This is a genomic window from Pseudoscardovia suis, from assembly GCF_002797875.1.
In the GTDB taxonomy this organism is placed as follows: Bacteria; Actinomycetota; Actinomycetes; order Actinomycetales; family Bifidobacteriaceae; genus Pseudoscardovia; species Pseudoscardovia suis.
The window spans coordinates 176,226-200,773 of sequence record NZ_PGFC01000002.1; the positions used below are offsets into that span (position 1 = coordinate 176,226).

General features: G+C 60.0%; 16 protein-coding genes, 2 tRNA genes, 1 pseudogene and 1 riboswitch. Of the genes and pseudogenes, 11 read left to right on the forward strand and 8 right to left on the reverse strand.

All coding sequences use genetic code 11. The features are described 5' to 3' along the window. Nucleotides 1-200: 200 nt before the first annotated feature. The 3 genes from gdhA to CLV65_RS03385 form a co-directional block, all read right to left on the reverse strand. Nucleotides 201-1,547, reverse strand: coding sequence for an NADP-specific glutamate dehydrogenase (gdhA, locus tag CLV65_RS03375; protein WP_094691311.1), 1,347 nt, complete (start codon nucleotides 1,545-1,547; stop codon nucleotides 201-203). Nucleotides 1,548-1,849: 302 nt separating this feature from the next. Then, complete coding sequence (locus CLV65_RS03380; RefSeq protein ID WP_094691405.1) at nucleotides 1,850-2,467, reverse strand: DUF4125 family protein; 618 nt, start codon at nucleotides 2,465-2,467, stop codon at nucleotides 1,850-1,852. A 278-nt stretch (nucleotides 2,468-2,745) separates the two neighbouring features. Then, nucleotides 2,746-4,782, reverse strand: a complete 2,037-nt coding sequence (locus CLV65_RS03385) for a DUF4037 domain-containing protein (protein WP_094691310.1) — start codon at nucleotides 4,780-4,782, stop codon at nucleotides 2,746-2,748. Nucleotides 4,783-5,046: 264 nt separating this feature from the next. Here CLV65_RS03385 and CLV65_RS03390 point away from each other — a divergent pair. From CLV65_RS03390 to rho, 6 genes are all read left to right on the forward strand, one after another. Continuing rightward, a tRNA-Thr gene (locus CLV65_RS03390) sits at nucleotides 5,047-5,119 on the forward strand. A gap of 103 nt (nucleotides 5,120-5,222) precedes the next feature. Further along, a tRNA-Leu gene (locus tag CLV65_RS03395) sits at nucleotides 5,223-5,303 on the forward strand. A 183-nt stretch (nucleotides 5,304-5,486) separates the two neighbouring features. Then, nucleotides 5,487-5,684: an IS1/IS1595 family N-terminal zinc-binding domain-containing protein gene (locus tag CLV65_RS09185; RefSeq protein WP_420848396.1), complete on the forward strand. Its 198-nt coding sequence runs from the start codon at nucleotides 5,487-5,489 to the stop codon at nucleotides 5,682-5,684. 79 nt (nucleotides 5,685-5,763) lie between these two features. Beyond that, on the forward strand, nucleotides 5,764-6,891 hold the full coding sequence (locus CLV65_RS03400; RefSeq protein ID WP_094691309.1) for a mannose-1-phosphate guanylyltransferase: 1,128 nt from the start codon (nucleotides 5,764-5,766) through the stop codon (nucleotides 6,889-6,891). Nucleotides 6,892-7,074: 183 nt separating this feature from the next. Further along, nucleotides 7,075-8,772 (forward strand): glucose-6-phosphate isomerase, encoded by a 1,698-nt coding sequence (pgi, locus tag CLV65_RS03405; protein WP_094691308.1) that lies wholly within the window; start codon nucleotides 7,075-7,077, stop codon nucleotides 8,770-8,772. 431 nt (nucleotides 8,773-9,203) lie between these two features. Beyond that, a complete protein-coding gene (gene rho / locus CLV65_RS03415) occupies nucleotides 9,204-11,075 on the forward strand; it encodes a transcription termination factor Rho (protein ID WP_094691306.1) in 1,872 nt (623 codons plus the stop codon). Between the two features lie 130 nt (nucleotides 11,076-11,205). Here the strand turns inward: rho and thiC are convergent. Continuing rightward, nucleotides 11,206-13,167, reverse strand: a pseudogene (gene thiC / locus CLV65_RS03420) (phosphomethylpyrimidine synthase ThiC); the annotation flags it as partial. Between the two features lie 57 nt (nucleotides 13,168-13,224). Continuing rightward, a riboswitch (TPP riboswitch) is annotated at nucleotides 13,225-13,332 on the reverse strand. A gap of 467 nt (nucleotides 13,333-13,799) precedes the next feature. On the opposite strand from thiC, the gene CLV65_RS03425 reads away from it, so the two are divergent. From CLV65_RS03425 to CLV65_RS03455, 5 genes are all read left to right on the forward strand, one after another. Continuing rightward, nucleotides 13,800-14,246 (forward strand): hypothetical protein, encoded by a 447-nt coding sequence (locus CLV65_RS03425; protein WP_100346271.1) that lies wholly within the window; start codon nucleotides 13,800-13,802, stop codon nucleotides 14,244-14,246. A 150-nt stretch (nucleotides 14,247-14,396) separates the two neighbouring features. Then, a complete protein-coding gene (locus CLV65_RS03430; RefSeq protein WP_094691304.1) occupies nucleotides 14,397-14,864 on the forward strand; it encodes a hypothetical protein in 468 nt (155 codons plus the stop codon). Next, nucleotides 14,864-16,522: a hypothetical protein gene (locus CLV65_RS08705; protein ID WP_144441880.1), complete on the forward strand. Its 1,659-nt coding sequence runs from the start codon at nucleotides 14,864-14,866 to the stop codon at nucleotides 16,520-16,522. The genes CLV65_RS03430 and CLV65_RS08705 overlap by 1 nt, the downstream gene beginning before the upstream one ends. Continuing rightward, the gene (locus CLV65_RS03445; protein WP_157847209.1) at nucleotides 16,510-17,202 is read left to right on the forward strand and encodes an ATP-binding cassette domain-containing protein; all 693 of its coding nucleotides are present in this window, start codon (nucleotides 16,510-16,512) and stop codon (nucleotides 17,200-17,202) included. Before CLV65_RS08705 ends, CLV65_RS03445 begins: the two co-directional genes overlap by 13 nt. 170 nt (nucleotides 17,203-17,372) lie before the next feature. Next, the gene (locus tag CLV65_RS03455) at nucleotides 17,373-17,828 is read left to right on the forward strand and encodes a chorismate mutase (protein ID WP_094691299.1); all 456 of its coding nucleotides are present in this window, start codon (nucleotides 17,373-17,375) and stop codon (nucleotides 17,826-17,828) included. A 215-nt stretch (nucleotides 17,829-18,043) separates the two neighbouring features. Here the strand turns inward: CLV65_RS03455 and valS are convergent, their stop codons facing one another. The 4 genes from valS to CLV65_RS03475 form a co-directional block, all read right to left on the reverse strand. Beyond that, nucleotides 18,044-20,770: a valine--tRNA ligase gene (gene valS / locus CLV65_RS03460; RefSeq protein WP_094691298.1), complete on the reverse strand. Its 2,727-nt coding sequence runs from the start codon at nucleotides 20,768-20,770 to the stop codon at nucleotides 18,044-18,046. 117 nt (nucleotides 20,771-20,887) lie between these two features. Continuing rightward, a complete protein-coding gene (locus CLV65_RS03465) occupies nucleotides 20,888-22,681 on the reverse strand; it encodes an ABC transporter substrate-binding protein (protein WP_157847210.1) in 1,794 nt (597 codons plus the stop codon). 107 nt (nucleotides 22,682-22,788) lie between these two features. Beyond that, complete coding sequence (gene nth / locus CLV65_RS03470; RefSeq protein WP_094691296.1) at nucleotides 22,789-23,418, reverse strand: endonuclease III; 630 nt, start codon at nucleotides 23,416-23,418, stop codon at nucleotides 22,789-22,791. Between the two features lie 159 nt (nucleotides 23,419-23,577). Next, nucleotides 23,578-24,348, reverse strand: a complete 771-nt coding sequence (locus CLV65_RS03475; RefSeq protein ID WP_094691295.1) for a winged helix-turn-helix transcriptional regulator — start codon at nucleotides 24,346-24,348, stop codon at nucleotides 23,578-23,580. Between the last annotated feature and the right edge of the window lie 200 nt (nucleotides 24,349-24,548).

Here is a 24,548-nt window from a genome sequence, read left to right on the forward strand (position 1 = left end):
CGGGCAAGGCATGCTGAGCAAGGCATGCTGAGCCAAGGCGGCACGCTCAACAACGCATGAGGGCCATGCATCCCATTGGAGGATGCATGGCCCTCATGTTTTATGCATTTGCGATGCACGGTCTGTGCGTGCACCGTTTTGCGTTATGTGTTTGCGCCCGCTGCCGCCATTCAACACAGTGGCAGCGGGCAACTACAGCGTCACAGGATGCCCTGTGCCACCATCGCGTTGGCGACCTTCTCGAAGCCGGCGGCGTTGGCGCCCAGCTGCAGATCGCCTTCGTGGCCGTACTTCTTGGCGGCGTCGAGCGAATTGTGCACAATGCCCACCATGATGTCATGCAGCTTGGAGTCGACCTCTTCGAAGGTCCACGACAGGCGCTCGGAATTCTGGCTCATTTCAAGAGCGGACGTCGCCACGCCGCCGGCGTTCGCAGCCTTGGCAGGGCCATAGAGCACGCCGTTGGCCTTGTAGACGGCAATTGCCTCCGGGGTAGACGGCATGTTGGCGCCTTCGCACACCACGGTCACGCCGTTGGCGACGAGCGTCTTGGCGGATTCCTCGTCGATCTCGTTCTGCGTGGCGCACGGCAGGGCAATGTCGCCCTTGACGGTCCACACGCCCTTGCAGCCCTCGTGGTATTCGGAGCCAGGCACGCGCTCGGCGTATTCCTTGATGCGGCCGCGGTGACCGAGCTTGATGTCCTTGACAACGTCGAGGTTGATGCCGTTGGGGTCATACACGTAACCGTTGGAATCGGAGGCGGTGACGACCTTGGCGCCCAGCTGCTGCGCCTTCTCGGTGGCGAAGATGGCCACGTTGCCGGAACCGGAGATGATGACGGTCTTGCCGGCGAAGCTATCGTTGCGCAGGGTCTTCAGAGCTTCCTGCGTGTAGTAGCACAGGCCGTAGCCGGTGGCTTCGGTGCGGGCGAGCGAGCCGCCGAACTCCAGGCCCTTGCCGGTGAGCACGCCGGAGTATTCGTCGCGGATGCGCTTGTACTGGCCGAACAGGTAGCCCACTTCGCGGCCGCCCACGCCGATGTCGCCGGCGGGCACGTCGGTGTCAGGTCCGATGTGGCGGCACAATTCCGTCATGAATGCCTGGCAGAAGCGCATGACTTCGGCATCGGACTTGCCCTTGGGGTCGAAGTCGGAGCCGCCCTTGCCGCCGCCGATGGGCAGCGTGGTCAGGGAGTTCTTGAGGATTTGCTCGAAACCGAGGAACTTGATGACGGATTCGGTCACGGACGGGTGGAAGCGCAGGCCGCCCTTGTAGGGGCCGATGGCGCTGTTGAACTGGATGCGGTAACCGCGGTTGACTTGCGGCTTGCCGGAATCGTCCACCCAGGCGACGCGGAACTTGATCACGCGCTCCGGTTCGATGAAGCGTTCGAGAACAGCATTCTTCTCATACTCGGGATGGGCTTCCACAACCGGCTGGAGGGTTTCGAGAACCTCACGCACGGCTTCGAGGAATTCGGGCTGGTCGCCATCGCGGCGTTCGGCCTGTTCATAGACGCGCTTCACATAGTCATTCGTGAACAATGCTTCTCCTTTGTTTCTTTTGCTGTTTCTTTCGATTTTGATTTTTACGGCGCGGGCGCAGCTCCGCGCTGAACGGCGATGCGATGAGTCATCCTTGACGGTTTGCCAATCGTGTACGTCGCTTCACACATCGTAAGCCGCCGCGCTTCGAATTGATAGGCGTGTTGGTTAAATTCGTTGCCAAAATTATGAAAAAACACCGTGAAAACCGCTCAATTACGAGAGTTTGCGAAAGTTGCAAATTCGCATGTGAGTCCACGGCCCATTCCGCATTCTGGACTTCAGGCGTGCGGCGCAATGCCTCACGCCTGCGCTTCCTCCGACTCGTCGAGGGACGCGAAACCGCCGAGGAGCACGGTGTTGCGCACGGTCAGGGCCGTGATATTTTCGCCAGCCTGTGCATAATCGCGCACCATGAGGTCATATAGGTCGAGCGTGCGCTGCGAGTACGTGCTCAGTTCGCCGCGCAGATATGTTTCGAAACTCGTGAAATCCTTCGTGTCGTCGCTGGTGCGCAGTGTGCGCATGGCCGCTCCGAGCCGGGGATAGCGGTTCGCGAAGTCCTGCGCCCATGCGACCTGCGTGGCGATGATGCGCTCCTGTTGTTCGATGCGAGCAGTGCTGAGCGTCGGAAGATACGGTTCGAGATTCGTGCGGTAGTAGTCGGGGTCGGTGGATTGCATCATGCGCGCATATTTCTCGGTGAGCAGGTTGCGTCCCTGTTGTGCGGCCTGCCGCAGGTCGGCAAGATAGCTGATTTTTGCATCGTGCGGCCATGTGAGGAATTGTGACAGACGCATCTGGTGGAACGTGGGCCAGTTTCCTTGGCACGCTGCGCGACCGCCTTCGTTGTTGACGCCTTGGAATTGCTGCCATTCCTCGCGCACAATCGCCTCTTCGACGGGTGTGCCGCCCGGCATGCCGATGCGCTTGTCCGGGTCGAGGGGAGCGGTGGACACAGGCGTGCCGTCGATGTCGATGATGGGCTTGGCAGCGTCGTCCGTGGTGCTGACGTTGGCACTGTTGGTGGTCGGAGCAGTCGCGGGGGCATGGGAGGAATCCGTGGTATCTGCCGGTGACACGGTGTCTGTCGATGGCGCCTCAGGGTCGGATCCATGCGATGTGGATTCCGACAGGTCACCGATTCCGCCGAAGTCGCTGACGAATCCTTTGTCTTCCTTATGAGTGGGACGGAGCATCAGTCACCTTCCTTCATTTTTGTGTAGTCGCGCATCTTTTCATCCACGTATGGCCGATGCCAGTCGAGGAACGTCTCATCGCTGCGAGTGAGCCCCAGTTCCTGCAAGACGGCTACGATCTGGCGACACACGGAGTCAACCAGCTGTTCGGCACGTGGACTCAGCACATCCGCGCCAACCACATTGTCTAAGGCAACGGTGGAATCTGATGTAGCGGGATTCAAGATGGCGGTGGAATTCGTGACACACAGGGAATCCAGGTCGCACAGTGCCTCCAGCGGCGCGCACACGCCCCGCAACCTCATGCCAGGGCGTCGTGAAAGTTTGCGCAGCGCTGCAAATTGCCATTTGTAATACGGCATGTAGCCTACGGTCAGGGGATTGTTGAGCAAAAAAGCAAGCGATGTGACCGCGGTGCAAAATTCGCTTACGCACATCCGCATCGCCGGTAGGTCGCCGCGCCGTGCCATACGAGGCAGGTTGTATTGACCGGCTTGCGCCGCCATGCCCAGGCGTTGGGAGATGCGTCGCAGGATTTCCTCGTCGGGCATCGAACGGAATCCTTGGCGCACGTGGCTGAACGCTCCCAAGGGATCGGCGAAAACGCGGCCATTCGTGGCAGCGGCAAGCGTCGGTTCGTCAAGGGTGACCCATAGGCGCGGGTCTGTGGGAGCCTCGGGCATCCCGGTGATAGATTCAAAGAATTCGCCGATCCGGAACACTCCCACGCGCTTGCCCGCATGGTCGGATTCCACACGGGGGCCAAAGCCGTGGAATTGCTGGGGCAACGCATCGTAGTCGGCTTGCAACTGCGCGCCGAATCGTGCATAGTCCTCATCGGTCAGCCATAGGCACACGCCCGGGCCGAAATCATGGTCGCGGCTCAACTCATCGTCGAAGCCATAGCATTCCGAGCCGTGGCCGACGAGTCCGGCGGCGATGCGGTCGCGCACCCGCTCATATTTCGCGGCGATCATGGGCTTGCAACATTCGTCCCAATACGCGCGCGCCAGCGACAGTCCCGTCACATTGTCCACAATGCGGATGGCCGTGGTTGGCTGGTGATTGTCGCGATTGTGCTGGTCTTGCGGGCGTTGTGGATTCTGCTGGCCTTGAGCCTGCTGACTTTGCTGGTCCTGGGGCTGATCTGCGAGCTGCTGCCCGGACTGCTGTTGGGATTCCTGCTGGGCGTGGAGGTCATCCGCTGCTTGCCGCGCAGCGTCCAGCGCATGCTGCGCGGTTTCCCTGTTGTCGCGCGTCACGCGGAAGTAATCGCTGTCTTCGCCATAGCGCTCGCGGATTATGCGCAGCGCCGCATCATATTCCCTCACGGAGGTGGCAGGGTCGCCGCGCAGCAGGAGCACATGCGCCACAGTGGCATGGGCGGCGGCTGCATGGGCGGAATCCAGACCGTTGTCAAACAAGCTCACGGCGTGGGACGCATGGTCATAGGCTTCGTCCAGCTTGCCTTGCGCGGCAAGGCTCAACGCCAGGTTTGAATGCGTGGAGGCGATGTCGACGACGGTGTCGGGGGACGTGGCACGCACGGAGTTTTCAAGGATTTGCAGCGCCGTTGTGAATTCGTCGATGGCGGCGTCATGACGATTGGTCTCTTGATACAACAATGCCAGGTTGTTGTGCAGGGCAGCGAGTTCGTGGCTGTCGGGCGCAAGCGTGGACTTCGCTGATTCCAGCGCCTGGTGGTACAGATCCTCGGCCTGCTCGTATTGATGCGCGGCGCGCAGCTCCGTGGCGGCGTTGATGAGAGTGTTCGTGAACTCCGGTGTGCCCTCCAGCCCCAGGCTCAGCGCCAATTCCAATGATTGCTGCACAAGGGGAAGGTTTTCTTGATGGCGTCCGCGTGACCGGTAGAAGCCGATGAGTTCGGCGAGCACGGCGAGGCGCGCCTGGGCATCGTCCGCTTCATCGGTCTGAGCCAACGATTCCAGCAGGAACTGTTCCACCTCGGTGGTGCGATGCTGGGCGAACAATTCATCTAAATCGCGATGGAAGCGGTCGATGTCGAATGATTCCATGCCTTCAGTCTACGATGGCGGTCGTCCGGTGCCGTGCATCAGGTGGCTGCGCATCAGGCGACTATCCGTCTGGAGGCTGCGCGTCTGTCGAAAGCGTGTGATGGTCGCCGCTGCGCATGTGCGTAATGGCGTAATGGTCGCTCGGCAAGGGAGTCCGATCGGCGCGATGCGGGGCGGCACGCCGTGAGCGGGCTCAATTGGACAATCTGAGAAAATGCATTATGATTCTTTAACTGTGCATGACGCTCACAAAGCGTTGAGCATGCCACTTTAGCTCAGTAGGTAGAGCGGCTCACTCGTAATGAGCAGGTCGGCAGTTCGATTCTGCCAAGTGGCTCCCCAAAATCCCGGCCGCATGACCGGGATTTTTCTTTCGGCACGGCCGGCGCCTCCATCGATGCGCTTCCACCTATGATGGTGCGCTGCGCCGTGCCGAAATCGCGCGAGTGGCGGAACTGGTAGACGCGCAGGATTTAGGTTCCTGTGTCTTCGACGTGAGGGTTCAAGTCCCTTCTCGCGCACGGTTCACGGCCTTGCAGACATCGTGCTGCGAGGCCTTTTGTCTATGCGCTCGTTCATGTGCGCTGCTTGCCCCATGCTTTCTTGGTATATAGGAACCAAAGTTATTGCTTATAATCCCCGCAGGCGTTGTGGCCGTAGGCGTGTCGGGGTGTCGGACTCGGCTCCCGTGTCTTCATGGGGTGATGAGGACACGATCGAACAGGGCCCCGGAGTGCGGATTGTGCGGGGCGCGGATGAAGAAGAACGGCCATGACCGGCTCGGGCGCCAACGCTGGATGTGCCCGGGTTGCAGCGCGACGGAGACGCCCCGGAACCCGACACCTCAATCGAATGGACCGACCTGCACATGCCCGTCTTCAACACCTGAACGAGAAGTCTAAAGCAATAACTTTGGTTCCTATATGCCGCTTTCTTCGCCATCGCTATGGAATCGCCACGGATATGTGAGAAGATAACCGTATGAGTGGCGAAATCATTGACAATTTCTACGCGATCATTCCCGCGGGCGGTGTCGGATCGCGTCTGTGGCCGATCAGCCGCAAGGATCGGCCGAAGTTCCTGTATGACTTCTTGGGAACGGGCAGCACGTTGATTCAATCAACCTACCTGCGCCTCGTGGCGCTGGCAGGCGACGGCCATGTGCTCGTGAGCACGGGGGAGCGCCATGTGGAGGCTGTGCGTGAGCAGATTCCCGCGCTCAAGGAATCCGATATCTTCGCCGAACCGGTGGGACGCGATTCCACCGCCGCCATTGCGCTCGCCACCGCGATCCTTGCCCGTCGGCATGGCGATGACATCGTCGTGGGTTCGTTCGCCGCGGACCATGTGATTCGCGACCAGCGTGCGTTTGCACAATCCGTGCGTCAGGCCGTAGCCGCCGCGCGCGCAGGCTACGTGTGCACGATCGGCATCGCGGCATCGCGTCCCTCCACCGCCTTTGGCTACATCCAGCAGGGCGAACCGTTAGGTGGCGCGATTGCGGATGCCCCCGACGCCTACACGGTGCGTAAATTCGTCGAAAAACCTGATGCTGCAACGGCTCAGGCATATTTGCTCACTGGCGAATACCGGTGGAACGCAGGCATGTTTGTGATGCGCGCCGGCACGCTGCTGGAACGCCTCAAGGAATACAAGCCGGTGATGGCGGGGCAGATTGCCCGCATCGCGGACGCATGGGACACCCCGCGTCGCGATGAGGTCATGGCATGCGAATGGGCGGGAATCGAAAAGATCGCCTTCGACTATTCCATCGCCGAACCCCTTGCCGCCGAAGGGGGAGTCGCGATGGTGCCCGGCGGGTTCGGCTGGGACGATATTGGCGATTTCAATTCGCTGGCGGCGCTGCTTCCCAGTCGCAATGCGCAGAACATCAAACTGCTGGGCGACAACGATAGCCTCGTGCAGCTTGACAGCGCAGGGGACGTGGTGGTTGCCGACGGGAACCGCACGATTGCACTGCTGGGCGTGAACGACATGGTCGTCGTGGACACTCCCGACGCCCTGCTCGTTGCCCCGCGCGCTCGCAGCCAGGAAGTCAAGGACATGGTCAAGAAGCTCGACCAAAACGGGCGTGACGACATCCTGTGACATGGATCGACATGGCTGATAAGGGCGTTATTGAGAAGGGGAAGGCGGGTATCCGCATGCCGTCTTCCCCTTTTCGCCTGTCCGCTGTGTGAGTAGATTATTGAGAGGAACTTCATAGGCCGCAAGGTCAGAAGAATAGCCGTCAATTACATGGCGGTAAATACAAAGGAAAGGACCAGCATCATGGCCATCAATCCTCCTGTTGATGCAACGCAGACCCCGGCGTGGGCTGCCCTGCAGAAGCATTACGACGAGCTGCAGGCAGAAGGCATCAACCTGCGCAAGTGGTTCGCTGAGGACCCCCAGCGCACCGAGAAGCTGAGCTTCCAGGCAGGCGACCTCTACTTCGATCTGTCGAAGAACCTCATCAAGCCGGAAACCCTCCAGCTTTTCGCAAACCTCGCCAAGGACGTCAAGCTTGATGAGCGCATCAAGCAGCAGTACACCGGCGTGCACATCAACAACACCGAGGACCGCGCTGTGCTCCACACCGCATTGCGCCGCCCGGTCGAGGATGAGGGCAAGTACATCGTCGACGGTCAGGACACCGTCAAGGACGTGCACGAGACCCTCGACCGCATCTACGCCTTCGCCAACAAGGTTCGCTCCGGCGAATGGAAGGGCGTGACCGGCAAGACCATCAAGACCGTTGTCAACATCGGCATCGGCGGCTCCGATCTGGGCCCCAACATGGCTTACGAAGCCCTCAAGGCTTACGCTGACGCAGGCATTTCCGCTCGTTACGTCTCCAACATCGACCCGACCGACCTCGCCGAGAAGACGAAGGACCTCGATCCGGAGACCACGCTGTTCATCATCGTCTCCAAGACCTTCACGACGCTCGAGACCCTCACGAACGCCCGCTGCGCTCGCACCTGGCTGCTGGGCAAGCTCGAAGCTCAGGGCGCCATCGACGGCTCCGACGCTTCCAAGAAGGATGCTGTGAAGAAGCACTTCGTTGCCGTCTCCACCGCCCTTGACAAGGTCGAGGCTTTCGGCATCGATCCGACCAATGCATTCGGCTTCTGGAACTGGGTCGGCGGCCGTTATTCCGTCGATTCCGCCGTCGGCACCTCCCTGGCCGTCGTGCTCGGACCGGAACGCTTCGAGGACTTCCTGCGCGGCTTCCACACCATCGACGAATACTTCGCCACCACGCCGTTCGAGAAGAACGTCGTTGCCCTCATGGGTCTGCTCAACGTGTGGTATGTGAACTTCTTCAAGGCTCACTCCCACGCTGTGCTGCCTTACAACCAGTACCTGCACCGCTTCCCGGCATACCTGCAGCAGCTCACCATGGAATCCAACGGCAAGTCCGTGCGTTGGGACGGCACGCCCGTCACCACCGAGACCGGTGAGATCTTCTGGGGCGAGCCCGGCACCAACGGCCAGCACGCCTTCTACCAGCTCATCCACCAGGGCACCCGCCTCATCCCGGCTGACTTCATCGCGTTCGTCAACACGAAGAACCCGACGCAGGATGGCGACCAGGATGTGCACGAGCTGTTCCTCGGCAACTTCCTCGCCCAGACGAAGGCCCTGGCATTCGGCAAGACCGCTGACGAAGTGCGCGCCGACGGTGAGACTCGCGAGGACGTGATCCCCGCCCGCGTGTTCACCGGCAACCGCCCGACCACCTCCATCCTTGGCGACGACCTGACGCCGTACGCACTCGGCGAGCTCATCGCCCTGTACGAGCACATCACGCTCGTCGAAGGCACCGTGTGGGGCCTGGATTCCTACGATCAGTGGGGCGTCGAGCTGGGCAAGGTGCTTGCCAAGCAGATCACGCCGGCCATTTCGCAGGATGATGACGCCCTCGCTGCGCAGGATCAGTCCACTCAGGGCCTCATCAAGTTCTACCGCGCACACCGCCGCTAGAATCCACCCGTGCGGAACCGCAACCATTCGTGTGCATGGCAGTGCACAGCAGTGCATGACCGTGCATGATGGCTGTTTTCGGTAAAAGCGCGATTAAAAATCAAGGAGCTCGGAACCATGTGTCCCGAGCTCCTTTGTATTGTGAGGCGGCGGTTGCAGCCGCAATGCGCCACGCCCGAGTCAGAGGCGTTTTTGATTTGGTCGCAGGTTGTGGGTATTCTTTCTCACAGTTCCGCAGTTCGCATAGCGATTCCGCAAGAGTTCATGCTTCATCCCTCATTAGGTTTCCGCATGGCTGTTTGCTGCATTGCATTGGATTTTGTCGAACTTCGGTTGAGGAAGAAAAGGAATTCAACCTCGTATCTTATGGATATCCCGGCAGCGCAGTGAAGGCATTCGCATGACCGGGAGCAGTGAAAGGTACACACAAAGTGGCAGATAGCCAGAATCTTTCATCATTGACAGTCGCGGAGCTCCGTGAGAAGGCCAAGAACATGGGCCTCAAGGGCTTCACCGGACTGCGCAAATCCGACTTGGTCAACAGAATCGAGCAGTCCCTGCCGCAGCCTGCCGAGGCTTCCGCTGCTTCGTCCGAGCGTGTTTCCGTCGAGGAACCGACCCCGTTGGTGCGGGTTGCAGATACCGGTGCGGGACGTCGCGTGACGCGCAGCGCCGGTCAGCCAATTCATTTCGATTTTGATGACGTGCGCAGCAAGCGCAACCAGGCTCCTTCGCAATCCCCTCGCAAGGAGAACGCGGCGGAAGAGTCTGCACACACCGGTCAGCTCGATCTCAATCTTGACCTTCCGCGTCGCCGTCACCGCGGGGCGGAATCGCGCGACAACGGACGCAATGCTAGCGTTGCCGCCGAACTCGACAACATCCTTGCCAATCTGCCCAATCGTGCGCATGACGCAGCCAACACTCCGTTGCCGCCGAACTCGCAGCACGCAGGTCGCGCAACGGGTGGTCAGCGCAACGATTACGCAGACCGCAATGACCGTGTGAATCGCCGTGACATGCGAAACCAGCGCAATGACCGCAATGACCGTTTTGCTGAGCGTTCCAATGACCGTCGCAACGTGCGCAACGACCGTAACGACCGCAATGAGCGCGGCAATGCTCGCGTGCGTGAGGAGCGTGTGGAAAGCTACACGCCGGTCGCGGGCATTGTGGATGTGCTGGATTCCTATGCGTTCATCCGCACATCCGGCTACCTGCCTGGCCCCAACGATGTGTATGTGTCGATGAGCCAGGTGCGCAAGTACGGTCTGCGCAAGGGCGATGCCGTGCGCGGCTACACGAAGGCGAATGGCGGCGAATCCGGGCGCGGCGGCAACGGGCGCAACGCACACCAGAAGTTCGTGCCGCTGCAGGGTCTCGAGACCATCAACGGCATGAGCGTGGAAGAAGCGGCGCAACGCCCGCAGTTCAGCAAGCTCACGCCGCTGTATCCGCAGGAACGTCTCAAGATGGAAACCACTCCCAACCGTCTGGTCGGCCGTCTCATCGACCTGTGCGCGCCCATCGGCAAGGGACAGCGCGGTCTGATCGTGTCCCCGCCGAAGGCTGGCAAGACGATCACGCTGCAGCAGATCGCCAATGCCATCACGACGAACAATCCCGAAGTGCACCTGATGGTCGTGCTCGTGGACGAACGCCCTGAGGAAGTCACCGACATGCAGCGCACGGTGCAGGGTGAGATCATCTCGTCCACCTTCGACCGCCCCGCAAGCGATCACACGATCGTGGCTGAGCTCGCCATCGAACGCGCCAAGCGTCTCGTTGAGCTGGGCCAAGACGTCGTGGTCCTGCTGGATTCCATGACGCGTCTCGCACGTGCTTACAACATCGCCGCCCCGGCGTCCGGCCGAATCCTTTCCGGCGGTGTGGATGCGCAGGCACTGTATCCGCCCAAGAAGTTCTTTGGCGCCGCCCGCAACATCGAGAACGGCGGTTCCCTCACCATCATCGCTTCGGCGCTTGTCGAAACCGGCTCCAAGATGGACGAGGTGATCTTCGAGGAATTCAAGGGCACCGGCAACATGGAACTGCGCCTTTCCCGCGATCTGGCCGAGAAGCGCATGTTCCCCGCCATCGACATCAACGCTTCCGGCACGCGCCGCGAAGAGCTGATCACCGATCCGAAGGAACTCATGATCATCTACCGTCTGCGCCGTGCACTTGGCGGTATGGAGCCCGAGCAGGCATACAACGCGATTGTGCCGCGCATGAAGAAAACCGCGACGAACCGCGACTTCCTTGCTGCGCTCGCCACGGGGCAAAATCCCAACGCCGCGTAAGTCTTGCGCACAACGCGACATGAGGCGTGGCGGCCCTAGAGCTCACACGTTCATAAATGATGAATGCATAAAATGATGGCCGGTTTGCTGGGCAGAGCAAACCGGCCAAGTTTTTAATCCATGCGGCGAATCAGTTGAGCCGCACGGTCTTGCGGAACTGTCCGCTCAACGCTGCGGCGCCTTGCATCGTTGCATCAGCGCTGGCATTGCCGAGCGTGCCCGTGCCAGTGGTGGCGCTGTTCACAATCGCGTTGACCAGATCGCGCTGTGCGTCAGCGCCGCCGAACTGGTTGCGAATGTTTTGCGAAATCGCCATGGAGCAGAACTTCGGCCCGCACATCGAGCAGAAGTGCGCGAACTTCGCCGCGCCCGCGGGCAATGTCTCGTCATGGTAGGCGAGCGCGGTGTCAGGGTCGAGCGACAGGTTGAACTGGTCGTCCCAGCGGAACTCGAAGCGCGCGCGGCTCATCTCATCGTCACGCTGGCGTGCGCCGGGATGGTGCTTCGCCACGTCGGCTGCATGGGCGGCGATCTTGTAGGTGATCACGCCGGACTTCACATCATCCTTGTTCGGCAAGCCCAGATGCTCCTTGGGCGTGACATAGCACAGCATGGCGGTGCCGTAGCGTGCGATCTCCGTGGCGCCGATGGCTGAGGTGATGTGGTCGTAGCCAGGCGCGATGTCGGTGGTGAGCGGTCCGAGCGTGTAGAACGGGGCGCCCTTGCACAGAGCCTTTTCGATTTCGATGTTCATGCGCACTGTGTCGAACGGCACGTGGCCGGGGCCTTCGATCATGACCTGCACGTTGTGATCCCGTGCGCGCTGCGTGAGCTCGGCGAGCGTGAGCAGTTCGGCGAACTGCGCTTGGTCGTTGGCGTCCGCAAGGGAGCCGGGGCGCAGGCCGTCGCCCAGTGAGAAGCACACGTCGTACTTGGCGAAGATGTCGCACAGTTCATCGAAATGCGTGTACAGGAAGCTTTCCTGATGATGCGTCAGGCACCATTGCGCCATGATGGAACCACCGCGGGAGACAATGCCGGTCACGCGGTTCGCGGTGAGCGGGACGTATCGCAGCAGCACGCCTGCGTGGATTGTCATGTAATCCACGCCCTGCTCGCACTGTTCGATCACGGTGTCACGGAACAGTTCCCAGCTGAGCTTCGTCGGGTCGTCCTCCACCTTTTCAAGTGCCTGATACATCGGCACGGTGCCGATCGGCACGGGGGAGTTGCGCAGGATCCACTCGCGGGTGGTGTGGATATCGTTGCCGGTGGAAAGGTCCATCACGGTGTCAGCGCCCCACTTGGTTGCCCAGCGCAGCTTGGCGACTTCTTCGTCGATGGAGCTGGAGACGGCCGAATTGCCCATGTTGGCGTTGATCTTGACGAGGAACTTCTCGCCAATGATCATCGGCTCCATCTCGGGATGGTTGATGTTGCCGGGAATCACGGCGCGGCCTGCCGCCACCTCGGAGCGCACGAGCTCGGGGTCGCAGTTTTCGCGCGCAGCCACATAGCGCATCTCCGGGGTCACGATGCCCTGGCGGGCGTACCACATCTGAGTCACCGGATGCTCGGTCTTGCCGTTTGCATCGGTCTTGGCGCGCAGTGGCGTACGCTTGGCTCCGCGCCATTCCTTGGAGGCTTCGCCACGCTGCTGGGCGCGCTTGCCGTCATCGGCAAGGTCGCGGCGGCGGCCTTCGTATTCTTCAACATCACCGCGGTCGGCGATCCAATCGATGCGCAGTGGTTCTAGGCCATCCTTGGGGTCAACCTGAGGACCTTCGGTGTTGTAGTCATAGACCGGTGCGTTCGACTTCGGCGGCACGGTCAGTCCGTTCGCCAGCGTGAAGCTCGGAGTGTCTTCCAGCTTGATTTCGGTGAATGGAATGTCCAGGTCATAGGAGCCGAATTGATTGTCGAAATGCACGGGGCGGGTGATGCGCTTTTGCACGGCGTCGCGGCGAGCGCTGCCACGTGCGGCGTCGTCCACCTTGTGCTGCTTGGCGAAACGCTTCGCGTCAACAGGGTCGATGCCATTGGCTGCGGCATCCTGCGCGCCGCATGTACACTCATGCGCAGCGTGTGACTGCGGGGTGTCGACAGAGTCGTTTGTGGAGTCGTTTGCTGAGGGGAACTGCTGAATAGGCATAAGAAGCCACTCACTTCCTTCGCACGCATTAACGTGACAGGTTCGGCCGGTGCTCAGGAAACCATCCTGATCTCAGCTCCTTACGGAGCGCCCGGGTGTTGGACATTTGTGAGTATCGCATGGAGGGTTGACAGCTCCCCGCCCCGCTCAAGCGAGCGCGCGTCGTCGGCGTGGCGAGCGAATTCCCCACATTTTGTAAACGCGGCGTTTACCAATGGTGATGGCGCGGCTCACGAGTTGCTACACTACGAAACATCGCTTTGTTTTCGAGACTGGGATTCACGATTCCATCAGGCTGTTTCTTATGTCGATAACAATGTTGTTGACGGCGTCAATATTGGAGGTGATTTCGATTGAGCTATTTTAGAGATGCTGAGAAAAACCAGCTGGCAGCTGGTAATCCTGGGAATGATTCTGATTGCGGGGTTCGCAAGCGGTATCTGTGTGAGCGGTGGGCTCTTCCCATTGGCGTTGCAATGGCAGCTCTAGGCTTTGCCGCGCGTTTGATTCGTCGGCAGTCATTTCAACAATTGTTGGATTCTGCTCACGAAGCAGGGATTTCCAACGATGGCATGGATGCGGCCTCCTTTGAATCCTCCTTGCGTTTTGGGTATTACTTGGGAATTGCCTCCAGCGCGGTTCCGTTCATCATCCTTGCCGTTGCATTGATTGCCTTGACTCGCCGCGCCGAACGCCGAGCCGTGGAGGAATACTTGCCTCGTGTGGCGCCTCAACCGTGGTTGCCTTGGGCGACGCTGGTGATCGTCTCGGTTGCATGCGTGTGGATGTCTGCGATGGTGGTGCTCCAAGTGAGTGGCCTTGCTGCCTTGGTGCTGCTTGCAGTCGGTTTCGCTGTCTGTTGCCTGATCAATTTCTTGGTTATTAAGCCACAGGATCTTCTCAATCCTCTCACGTGGTGGCAACGGGCGTTGCCACTTGTGGCGGGAATCATTGTTGTCGCTGTGATGTTCACGGATGTCGTGAAAAGCGCTGGCTCCGCTTTGGGCATTTCAGCCTGACTGAGTCAATCCGTGCCCGCTTGTGAAAGTGATGCAATGATGGCGGCCCCACTGTACTGCGCATGAGGGAGTCGTGGTGCACTGTGAATAAAACAGCGAGAACAGGCGGATTCGCCTGCTCCAATAGAGAATAGAGAAAGGAAGAGCATAGTGGAAAAGGAGACTGTCACATCTTCCACTCCCGCGGATAGCGCGAGCCCAGACGGGGAACGTTCTGAATCAGAGGTGCGCGGTGCGTTGACATGGGCGGTATTCGCGTGGGCGGCGGCGATATTGTGCAGTATCGCCGCACTCGTGGTATGCGCAATAAACGGTTATGGTCCTGCGATTTTCACTGACTCGACCGTTCCGGCCCAGCGAGTGGCGTCAATCGGTGTCATCTGTCTGTGCGCACTGCTGAATATTGTCGCGGCGTTTGTGGTTCGCAAGCATCCTGTGGCTGCATTTATCTGCTCTGCATGGTGCTCCGTCTGCGCCGTTGCGGTGTGGAGCTTCATTCCCGTGACCCTGGCGAAGGTCTTGGAAATCGTTGCGATTGCTCTGACCGCTGCAGGTTTGCTTATTTCGCTGCCGGCGGCGCTGGATTCCAGTGAGAAAAAACATCGGGATTTCTTCTGATGCCGCGCGATGCAGTTGAAGTATGTGATGTTCAGCCACGAAGCGACGCCCATACGCAGGCACCGTGGAGTGCGGGGAAGACCGCGATATTTCTATATGTGAGTGAACGGCTTGATACTTTGGGACTGTCACTTCCGCCGCTTGCCGTTGCCAAGATCATGGGATTCCTGGGTTTTGTAGCGTGGACTGTTTACGTGATGGTGATCAGGGTCGTCATGGCTCAGCTGGATCCGCAACAGTCCGCGTCCTCTGCACGAAGCGGGGCTGCGGCGGCATCCGTCAGTGGTTTGGTAACGATTGGTGTGGTGTTTGCAGTCGGAGATGTTGCCGCTGCCGTAGTGAAGATGGTGGGGACGCAATGGCACACCGATACGGCGTTCGCCCATTGGCGGATGCTTGCGATTTCAGCACGTGAAGCATTCACAACGACCGTGCTCATGCCTCTGTTCATTGGCATTGCATGGTGGTGGACTCCATTGGCGGTGTGTGTGGGCACATTCCATGCACGCATGTCGGTGAGTGATATCTCAGGCGTACTGCTGCTCGTGGCAATCGGGGCGAGTGTGTATGCGTTCATGATGCGAGTGGAGAGTGGTTGGCTTCAAGGCACTTCCACACTGCGATGCTATCCCGGTTTGCAATTGGCTCTTCGATATGGTGCGATGGCGATTGTGGGGTGCTGTGGGGGTCTGCTGTCCCTTGGTGTTGTCCCTGTGGTCCAAGCCGTGGTGAATCATTCGACGAACATGGCGACAATCGGTGTCGTAATCTGGGATACTCTCATGGGCTTGCCGTTTCTTGGCGAATTTCAACGCTTGTTGGCATATCCTACCGTGTGTGTGCTGTGCGGTATCGCAGCGGTGGGAGGTGTGCTGTGGTGTGTGTGCGTGGTGTGTTCAGCGTTGCGCCGTGTGCCGATAGCGCGGCAGGATTTTGCACGGGGACCGGTTGAAGAGCGGTTTGCAACACGCGATTCCCACACGGATGGATTCCGATCCGGAGTGAACGATGCTTCGGAAGCCGGCGCCTCCATGCGCCCTGTTTTATCTTCGCGGCTGCTCTTCCCCGTAGCAGGCATTGGCATGGTGCGTTGGGTGCTGAGCAGGGCAGCGAATCAATTGTATGCGCTTGCAGCGGCGTTTGTCGCGACGATTGCCGTCTGTCATCCTGTGATGCTTCCAGCAGATGGCCAACTCGGTGCCGCATTAGCATGCGCACTATGTGAAGCCACGATGCTTCCCTCGTTATGTGAAGGCGCGCTTCTTGGCGAAGCTCGATCACGGTATCGCTTTGCTGTTGAAATGGGAGAACGGGCAGAAGTGATTGCGCTCAAGGCGTGTGCTGTAATGCTGCTGTGCGCTGTTCCCAGGCTGTGCACAATTTATGCAGTGTTGATGCTTGTGCGCATACCTTGGTGGCTGGCATTGTGCGTTATGATGCTCCCCGCGGTGTGTTGCCTGCTGGCAGATGCTTTCTTTGCAGTGCGGGAACAGGGCAGGATGAGCACGATGTTGCTGGTGGCGGTGCTCGGCTTCGTGTTGAGCGTGGGGTCGGTCGCGCTGTGCATGAAATTTCCGATGATGGCGTGCTGCGTAGTGATGACGCTACTCATTGGGTGTGCACTGACATGGAAAAGGAGATTGGCATGTGCCGTATGACGATTCAACAATTGGCGATTGCACCGTCCTGTGACGAGAACAGCCTGAGCGCGGGTGCGCACGATGCCGCAGACATAGACCTTGAGGTTCGACGGATCAGCGCTGGCTACCGCGGCCGTAAGAGCGTGCTCAACGATATCTCCCTGCATTTCGCAGGACCGGGATTGTATCGTCTGGATGCGCCGAATGGCACCGGCAAATCAACGCTGTTTGAGGTGCTCAGTGGGTTTTTGCCGGTTCGCAGCGGTGAGATGTTGCTCAATGGCGAAACGTTGACTGCTGCCCGGCTGTTGAGAGAGATCACCTTGGTGCGTACGCAGCCTCAACTCGTGCCGTATATGACGGTGAGGGACAACCTGTTGCTGTGTGCGTCTCGTTTCGGGACTGACCTTTCCAAGGCACTGGGGAGAGCGCGCGAATTCGGTCTTGCCCCTCATATGCAAAAAATCCCATCGGAACTATCCACCGGCACTCTTCGAAAGACATGGCTTGTGTGCACGCTACAGAGCGACAGACCTGTGTTGCTGCTTGATGAACCGTTTGATGGGCTTGACGTTGAGGCGAGCGAATTGCTCGTTGACTGGCTGAAATCATTGTCGGGCAGTCGTCTCGTCATCCTCATCGCCCATACGCTTCCCCAACGGTTGCGTGTAGCGGAAAAGGAGAGCAGTGTTGTTTGATTCGGCATCTGACGAATTGGGAATTCCCCAGGTCGCTATCTTCGATGATGACCCCTATGCGGCAATCGGGCTTTCCGCGTGTGTCCAGAAAATGCTCGGCGTCGCAGGTGCAGTAGAGGGGGATGTGCCTATATTCAGCAGACGGGGGAGGACGCGGGTAAGCTGGAAGCATGAGTGAAACAAGCAACGGCACAGGTGAGTGGCCCCAGGGCCAAGGCAATACTTCTTCTCCCAGCGATGCTCTTTCTTCGCATGCTGGCACCGACCAGCAAGCCACTACCATCGAGGCGGCGGACACCCCTCAGACGCACGAAGCTGTGCGCAAGATTGAGGCGTTGCGTGCCACCATCGACAACATCGATGCCGCCGTGGTGCATTTGCTCGCCGAACGTTTCAAGGCAACATCGCAGGTCGGCGTGCTCAAGGCCCAGGCTGGTTTTGCCCCTGCGGACCTGCGGCGTGAGGAGCAGCAGATCGAGCGTCTGCGCCGCATCGCCCAAGATGCCGGGCTCGATACTCAGATTGCCGAGATGTACAAACAGTTCGTTGTCGAAGAGGCAAAGAAACGTCACCGTCGCATCGCTGAAGCCGGCGGCGACCCTGGCGTGCTCGATATCTACGCATGATGTGGGCAGGAATCGGCATGAAAAGTAATCTCGGCGTAATTGAATCCAATATCCGTTGCTTCAAATCATCGTGAAGAATCACGAGAAGCAAGCGTGATATGCGTGTGGGGCATCGAACGACTCGATGCCCCACACGCATATGTAGATTCGGGATTCTGCTGGCAATCAGTCCGTACAACGAGCTGATTGCCAGCAGAACCTAGTCAATCATGCGATCATGCCTTTGGCTTCTTGGCCGGCGGCTCACCCAGCTTGCTGGAGACGACCTTGATGCCAGTGTCCTGGTCGTCATCGGCGTCATTGGCATGCGTCACGGCGGTAACCGCAATCGGACCGGTCACATGGCCGGCTTCTGCGATATCGATCAGCGCGGACTTGACGAAGCCGGCGCCTTCACGGTTCACGTTGATCTCGGCGCTCAGGATCGGCGTCTTCATCGAGACCTTCGCCTCGGACTTGATCTTGCGCAGCGCGGCAAGCGTGCGGCCAGCCCAGTCAAGCTGCGCCGGGTCTGCCTTTCCTGCAATGGCGGCATAGTAGCCGGCATCCGGCCATGCGGCGCGATGCACGGAACCGCCGTCGGAATGCATCCAGCTCCACACTTCTTCAGCGGCATACGGCAGGTATGGCGCGAACAGGCGGGCGAAGGCATCGAGACCCAAGCCGAGCGTGGTACGTGCGGAGAGCACATCCTCCGGGCTGGGCACCTGATGCGTGGCGTCCGCCGTGCCGTAGGCGCGGTTCTTGACGAGCTCGATGTAATCGTCGCAGAACTGCCAGAAGAACGTCTCGATGGCGTCGAGCGCCTTGGCGTGATCGTAGTTCTCCAGCGCGTCGGTGGCTTCGCGAATCACCGCGGCGAGCGCGCCCATCGTCGCACGATCGAGGGCGACCGTCACGTTCGCCGGATCCCACACGGCCTGCGCGGGCTCGGTCACATGATGGTTCTCGTCTTCACGGCCGATGGCCAGGGCGAACTTCGTGGCGTTGAGCAGCTTGATCGCCAGACGGCGGCCAATCTTCATCTGGCCTTCGTCATATGTGGCGTCCACGCCGAGGCGTGCGGAGGCGGCCCAGTAACGCACTGCGTCGGCGCCGTACTTCTCGATCGGCTCGTTGGGCACCACCACGTTGCCCTTGGACTTGCTCATCTTCTTGTGATCGGGGTCCAGGATCCAACCGGAAAGCGTCGCATGCTTCCACGGCAGCACGCCGTTCTCAAGATGAGCGCGGTCGATGGTGCTGAACAGCCAGGTGCGGATGATGTCCTGTCCCTGCGGACGCAGGTCCATCGGGAACGAGGCGTTGAAGAATCCGTCTTCGCCCGGCTCGCCCCAGTGGGTCACGATTTGCGGGGTGAGCGACGACGTCGCCCACGTGTCCATGATGTCCTTCTCAGCGGTGAAGCCGCCGGGCTGGTCGCGCTGCTCCTCGACGAAGCCTTCGGGCACATCCTGCGTCGGGTCGATTGGCAGGTCGGCTTCCTTCGGGGTGAGAGGATGCTCGAAGTCGGTGGAGCCGTCTTCCTTCACGGGGTACCACAGCGGGAACGGGATGCCAAAGTAGCGCTGGCGAGAGATCAGCCAGTCGCCGTTGAGCCCCTGCACCCAGTTGTTGTAGCGCACGCGCATGAAGTCCGGGTGGAAGTCCAGCTCCTTGCCGCGTTCGATGAGTTCGGCGTTGAGCTTGGGGTCGGTGCCGCCGTTCTTGAGATACCACTGGCGCGAGGTGACGATTTCGAGCGGCTTGTCGCCCTTCTCATAGAAGTTCGTCATACGCTTCGTGGGGCGGGGTTCGCCATCCAGATCGCCGGACTGGCGCAGCGCATCCACGATGATCTGGCGCGCAGTGTACGTGGTCTTGCCTTCAAGCTGCTGGAACAGACCGATGCCTTCGGGATCCTCAAGCCAATCAGGCACGCTCATGATGATGCGGCCGTTGCGCTGGATGATGGATCGGGTGGGCAGATGCAGGTCGCGCCACCACTCCACGTCGGTCACGTCGCCGAACGTGCAGCACATGGCGATGCCGGCGCCCTTGTCCATTTCCGCGGCCTTGTGCGCGAGGATCGGCACCTTGACCTTGAACAGCGGGGAGTAGACGTAGCTGCCGAAGTACTTCTTGTAGCGTTCGTCATCGGGGTGGGCGATCAGTGCGCAGCATGCAGGGAGCAGCTCGGGTCGCGTCGTCTCGATGTAAATCGGCGTGCCGTCTTCGAAACGGAAAGCGACGCGGTGGTAGAAGCCGTCGTATTCACGGCTTTCCAGCTCTGCCTGAGCGACAGCGGTCTGGAACGTGACGTCCCACAGGCCGGGGGCTTCCTTCTGATAAGCCTCGCCGCGGGCGAGGTTGCGCAGGAACGCCTTCTGCGCCACACGGCGCGCATGGGTGCCGATCGTGTTGTAGGTCTGCGTCCAGTCAATCGACAGGCCGAGGGCGCGCCACAGCTTCTCGAACTGGGCTTCGTCCTGCGGGGTGAGCTTCTCGCACAGCTCGATGAAGTTCTGGCGAGAGCAGGGCACCTGATCCTTCGCCTGAATCTTCTTGCCTTCGGTTCCTTCGAACGGAGGCTTGAAGTTCGGATCGTACTTGAGCGACGTGTCGACGCGCACGCCGTAATAATTCTGCACACGGCGTTCGGTAGGCAGGCCGTTGTCATCCCAGCCCATCGGGTAGAGCACATCGAACCCGCGCATGCGCTTGTAGCGGGCGATCACGTCGGTGTGAGTGTATGAGAACACGTGGCCCACGTGCAGATGGCCGGACGCGGTGGGCGGCGGGGTGTCGATGGAGTAGACGGCCTTGCGGTCACGGGTGTTGTGGAAACGGTAAACCTGGGACTCTTCCCACTGGGCTCCCCACTTGGCTTCGAGGCCTTCGACCCCTGCGCGGTCGGGCAGCGGAGTGAGGTTCGCTGTGATGGATTCTTGTTTATCAGCCATAGCCGCTAGTTTAAGGATTCAGCGTGACATGTGGCGGAATTTCAACGATTCTTGAGGGCGTTGCCTCAACGGCCTCACATGGCGATGTTCCATGCGTCGCAGCGCCTGCGCAGCGTGTCATTCCACATGCAGGGAGCCCAAGTCCATTCGGCCGGCGGAATACAGCGTGGGCATGCCGCTGAGCGATGTGCGCGCCGCCGCAGATGGAGTGGAGACATACAGCCAGTCGTATGCACAGTCATTGTTGATCTGCCGTGCCAGCGCCGCAGCCGCATTGCTGTAATCCGTGTCGGTGGTGGCTGCCTGCACCTGTTTCCACAGGTCGTCGGTGGTGGCGTTCGTGTAGCCCACGAAATTCGTGGGGTCTTCGATGCTCGCCAGGTCGCGGCTGCCGTTGAAATGCACGATCGTCAGGTCATAATCCTGTTGGTTGATCACTCGTTCCTCATACGCTGCGTCGTCCAGTTCAACGCCGGTGACGCGCCAGCTGGCTGCGGTGAAGGCATTGATGATGGTGTTGGCGAGCGCCTCATCGGATTGCCGGTAGACGAGATTCAGTGCGTAGCGTCCCGTGAAACGGTAGTTCGTCATTGCAGCCTGCGGGTCATAGCCCCACGTGTCGTCCAGCTCTTCATAACCAGGGTCGAGTGGCGCAATGGGGCCGTTGAGCCGTGTGCCTTCCACTCCTGCCGCGGAGACGATGGCGTTTTCGTCGAGAGCGGTGCGGGCCGATGCTCTCACATCGGAATCAGCGAAGAACGTGGCGCCGCCTGAATGGAAGGCGATTGCTGTTTTTTGCGTGGATTGCATGGTGGTCGTGCGGATGCCGTCGATGCCTTCGACGCTTGAAGCACGGAACCCGGCGAGCGGCAGTATTGCGTCGATGGCGCCGCTCTGCAGGTCGGCGCAGGCTTGGGAAGCGTCGGTGTATGCGGCGAGTTTCACGGTTGCCGGGACTTCCGTGTGATGTGGCCTCCAATAAGCGTCGTTTCGTGTGAGCGTGAGCGCCGTTCCCGCATCCAGCGTTCCCAACGCGTAAGGTCCTGAGCCGACGCCAGGGGTCGTGGAGTCGCCGGGGTTTTCTTCATCCCACACGATGCCAGCCACTCCGGAAAGCTTCCATGGCAGCGTTTGGTCAGGGGTGGAAAGCGTCATGACCACGGTGCTCTCATCAGTGTTGGAGACGGATGCCAGTGTGCTCAGTTCGCTGGCGCCTGCGTAATTGTTCGACACGGTTTGCTGCAGCGACCACACCACGTCGGAGGCGTCGAGTGCATCTCCGTTAGCAAAATGCATACCGGTGTTGAGATGGAATGTGAATGTGAGGCCGTCATCGGATTCATCCCAGGAACGGGCGAGCCCGGCGGTGGCGTTATTGGACTCGTTGCGTCCTGTGATGGTTTCATAGACATTGCCCACAAGGTATTGCGCGGCGCTTGCGTTCGCGGCATCGTGCACGTCAAGGGAACTAGGCACCGTGCCTACGGCGATGGTGACGCTTGCGGTGCTTTTGCCTGTTGCTTGCCGCACCAGCGGATTGTCGTGCGTGACCACAGCGCCCCATGCGAGCCATGCGACGAAGCCGAACACCACGAGGCACGCTATGAATACGACCCAGCTGCGCGCTGCGGCGGCGCGGGCATTGCCGTGGCCTCCCGTGCCGTGGGAATCCTGCGCGGAGGAATCCTGCGCGATCGATTCTGGCGCGGGGGCTTGGTCTGCGGGGAATGTCGCGGATTCCTGTGTGACGGATTCGTCGGCGGGGTATTCCGCGGGTTTGGTTTCTCGCAATCCTTGTGCCGTGGATTCCTGAGAAGCGGGCTCCTGAACGTCGGTTCGTGCAAGTGACTGCTGTGGTGCGTGCCAGTCCTGAGGTTCATCGCCGTGCGTCGCATGTGGGGGAATGGTCATGTCTCTAACTGTACGAGCAGTGCGGGAGCGACCGTGGCCGTGCGGTGGGCCATGGAATGCTCGTGAGTGGCGTGGGGCGTTGCCGGCGGGATTGTCAGGCTCGATTGTCAGAAGATTCCAGCGCTGGGGCAGGTGCCGGCGAGCGGACAGCGCCCGCATTCCGGTCCGCGTGCATGGCAGGTGTCACGCCCATGGAAGATGAGCCGGTGCGACAGGTCCGTCCAATCCGCAGGATCGAACACGGCGCAGATTTCGCTTTCGATATGCACGGGGTCGGGGTGCGGCGTGCGCCAATCGGTGCGCCAGTGCAGGCGTCCGGTCACTCGAATCACATGCGTGTCCACGGGGAAGCCGGGGACCCCGAATGCGTTGCCCAACACCACATTTGCGGTTTTGCGCCCCACGCCGGGCAGGGCAGTGAGCTCATCCATGGTGCTCGGCACCTCGCCGTCATGCGTCTCCAACAGGGCGCGCGACAGATCGATGGCTCGTTGCGCTTTGGTGTGGAAGAAACCGAGGGAGTGGATGATGCGCTCCACATCCTGCACGTTCGCACCGGCGAGCGCTCGCGCATCGGGATAACGCGAAAACAGTTCTGGCGTGACCTTGTTGACCTGCTTGTCGGTGGTTTGCGCCGACAGCATGGTTGCCACCAGCAGTTCAAAAGGGTTGGTGAAATTCAGGGCGCATACGGGGTGCGGGTAGGTTTCGCACAGGATTGCATATTCTTCATGCATGCGCGCATGGCGTGCCTTTGCGTTTTCACGAGGCATGGGGATAGGGACCTTCGGTTTGAGTTATTGAGACGGCGGTTGTTGTTGAGATATCGGTTATGTGCTAGTTGTTAGACGTCGGTCTTTGGCTAGTGGTCGATGATGGCCAATCGCTGACTGCTGTTAATTCTCGTCGGTGTCAAGGTCGGAGTCCAAGCCGTTGTCAAGGTCGTCATCGGCGCCATCGGACTCCTGGGGCGGGTCGAAGCGGTAGCCCACATTGCGCACGGTGCCGATGAGGTGCTCGTATTCCCCGCCCAGCTTGGCGCGCAGGCGGCGGATGTGCACGTCCACGGTTCGAGTGCCGCCGTAATAATCGTATCCCCACACCTCTTGCAGAAGCTGGGCGCGAGTGAACACGCGCCCAGGATGCATGACGAGGTATTTGAGCAGTTCGAATTCCTTGTATGCCAGGTCGATGGGCTTGCCGCGAAGGCTTGCGGTGTAGCCGTTCGTGTCGACCACCAGGTCGCCGCAATGAATGACGCCTTCCTGAGTGTCGAACGAGGCGTTCGTTGCGCCGGGGGCAGCGGGGACTGATGCAGAGCGGCCGCGTTCTGCGATGAGCCGCAGACGGGCTTCGAGCTCTGCGGGGCTGGCGGAGGCAATCACCACGTCGGCGATGCCCCATTGCGCGTTGACGACGGTGAAACCGCCTTCGGTGAGCACGAGCACGATGGGAGTTGACAGACCGGATGCGTGAATGAGCCGACACAGGGTGCGGGCGCTGGCAAGATCATCCCGGGCGTCGATGAACAAAATCGTGGACTCCGGCATTCGCACAAGCGAAGCGGCATCAAGCGGCAGCACCCGAACACGATGGGAGAGCAGTGCAAGGGATGGCAAGACGGTAGCAGGGTCTTGGGTATTGGTCATCAAGGTTAAATCTGTCATAGCTATACCTCCTTGCGAGCCGATCGGGGTGTTAGCAGATGCAGTTCCCGGGAAAGTTGTTGTTAGCAGACGCAGTTTCCGGAAATATTGCGTATGTGAACCAGTTTAATCACGCCGAGGTTTCAAAAACCTGCATTGTTCGTTAACGTGGAATTTACGAAGCTTGATGCAATGGCTTGAATGCGGGCATCGAGCAGGGT

Coding starts and splice junctions, on each gene's coding strand:
- CLV65_RS03380 (WP_094691405.1), bottom strand. CDS start 2,467: ATGCCGGGCGGCACACCCGTCGAAGAGGCGATTGTGCGCGAGGAATGG.
- CLV65_RS03385 (WP_094691310.1), bottom strand. CDS start 4,782: ATGGAATCATTCGACATCGACCGCTTCCATCGCGATTTAGATGAATTG.
- CLV65_RS09185 (WP_420848396.1), top strand. CDS start 5,487: ATGAGGACACGATCGAACAGGGCCCCGGAGTGCGGATTGTGCGGGGCG.
- CLV65_RS03400 (WP_094691309.1), top strand. CDS start 5,764: ATGAGTGGCGAAATCATTGACAATTTCTACGCGATCATTCCCGCGGGC.
- pgi (WP_094691308.1), top strand. CDS start 7,075: ATGGCCATCAATCCTCCTGTTGATGCAACGCAGACCCCGGCGTGGGCT.
- CLV65_RS03425 (WP_100346271.1), top strand. CDS start 13,800: ATGGATGCGGCCTCCTTTGAATCCTCCTTGCGTTTTGGGTATTACTTG.
- CLV65_RS08705 (WP_144441880.1), top strand. CDS start 14,864: ATGCCGCGCGATGCAGTTGAAGTATGTGATGTTCAGCCACGAAGCGAC.
- CLV65_RS03445 (WP_157847209.1), top strand. CDS start 16,510: ATGTGCCGTATGACGATTCAACAATTGGCGATTGCACCGTCCTGTGAC.
- CLV65_RS03455 (WP_094691299.1), top strand. CDS start 17,373: ATGAGTGAAACAAGCAACGGCACAGGTGAGTGGCCCCAGGGCCAAGGC.
- valS (WP_094691298.1), bottom strand. CDS start 20,770: ATGGCTGATAAACAAGAATCCATCACAGCGAACCTCACTCCGCTGCCC.
- CLV65_RS03465 (WP_157847210.1), bottom strand. CDS start 22,681: ATGACCATTCCCCCACATGCGACGCACGGCGATGAACCTCAGGACTGG.
- nth (WP_094691296.1), bottom strand. CDS start 23,418: ATGCATGAAGAATATGCAATCCTGTGCGAAACCTACCCGCACCCCGTA.
- CLV65_RS03475 (WP_094691295.1), bottom strand. CDS start 24,348: ATGACAGATTTAACCTTGATGACCAATACCCAAGACCCTGCTACCGTC.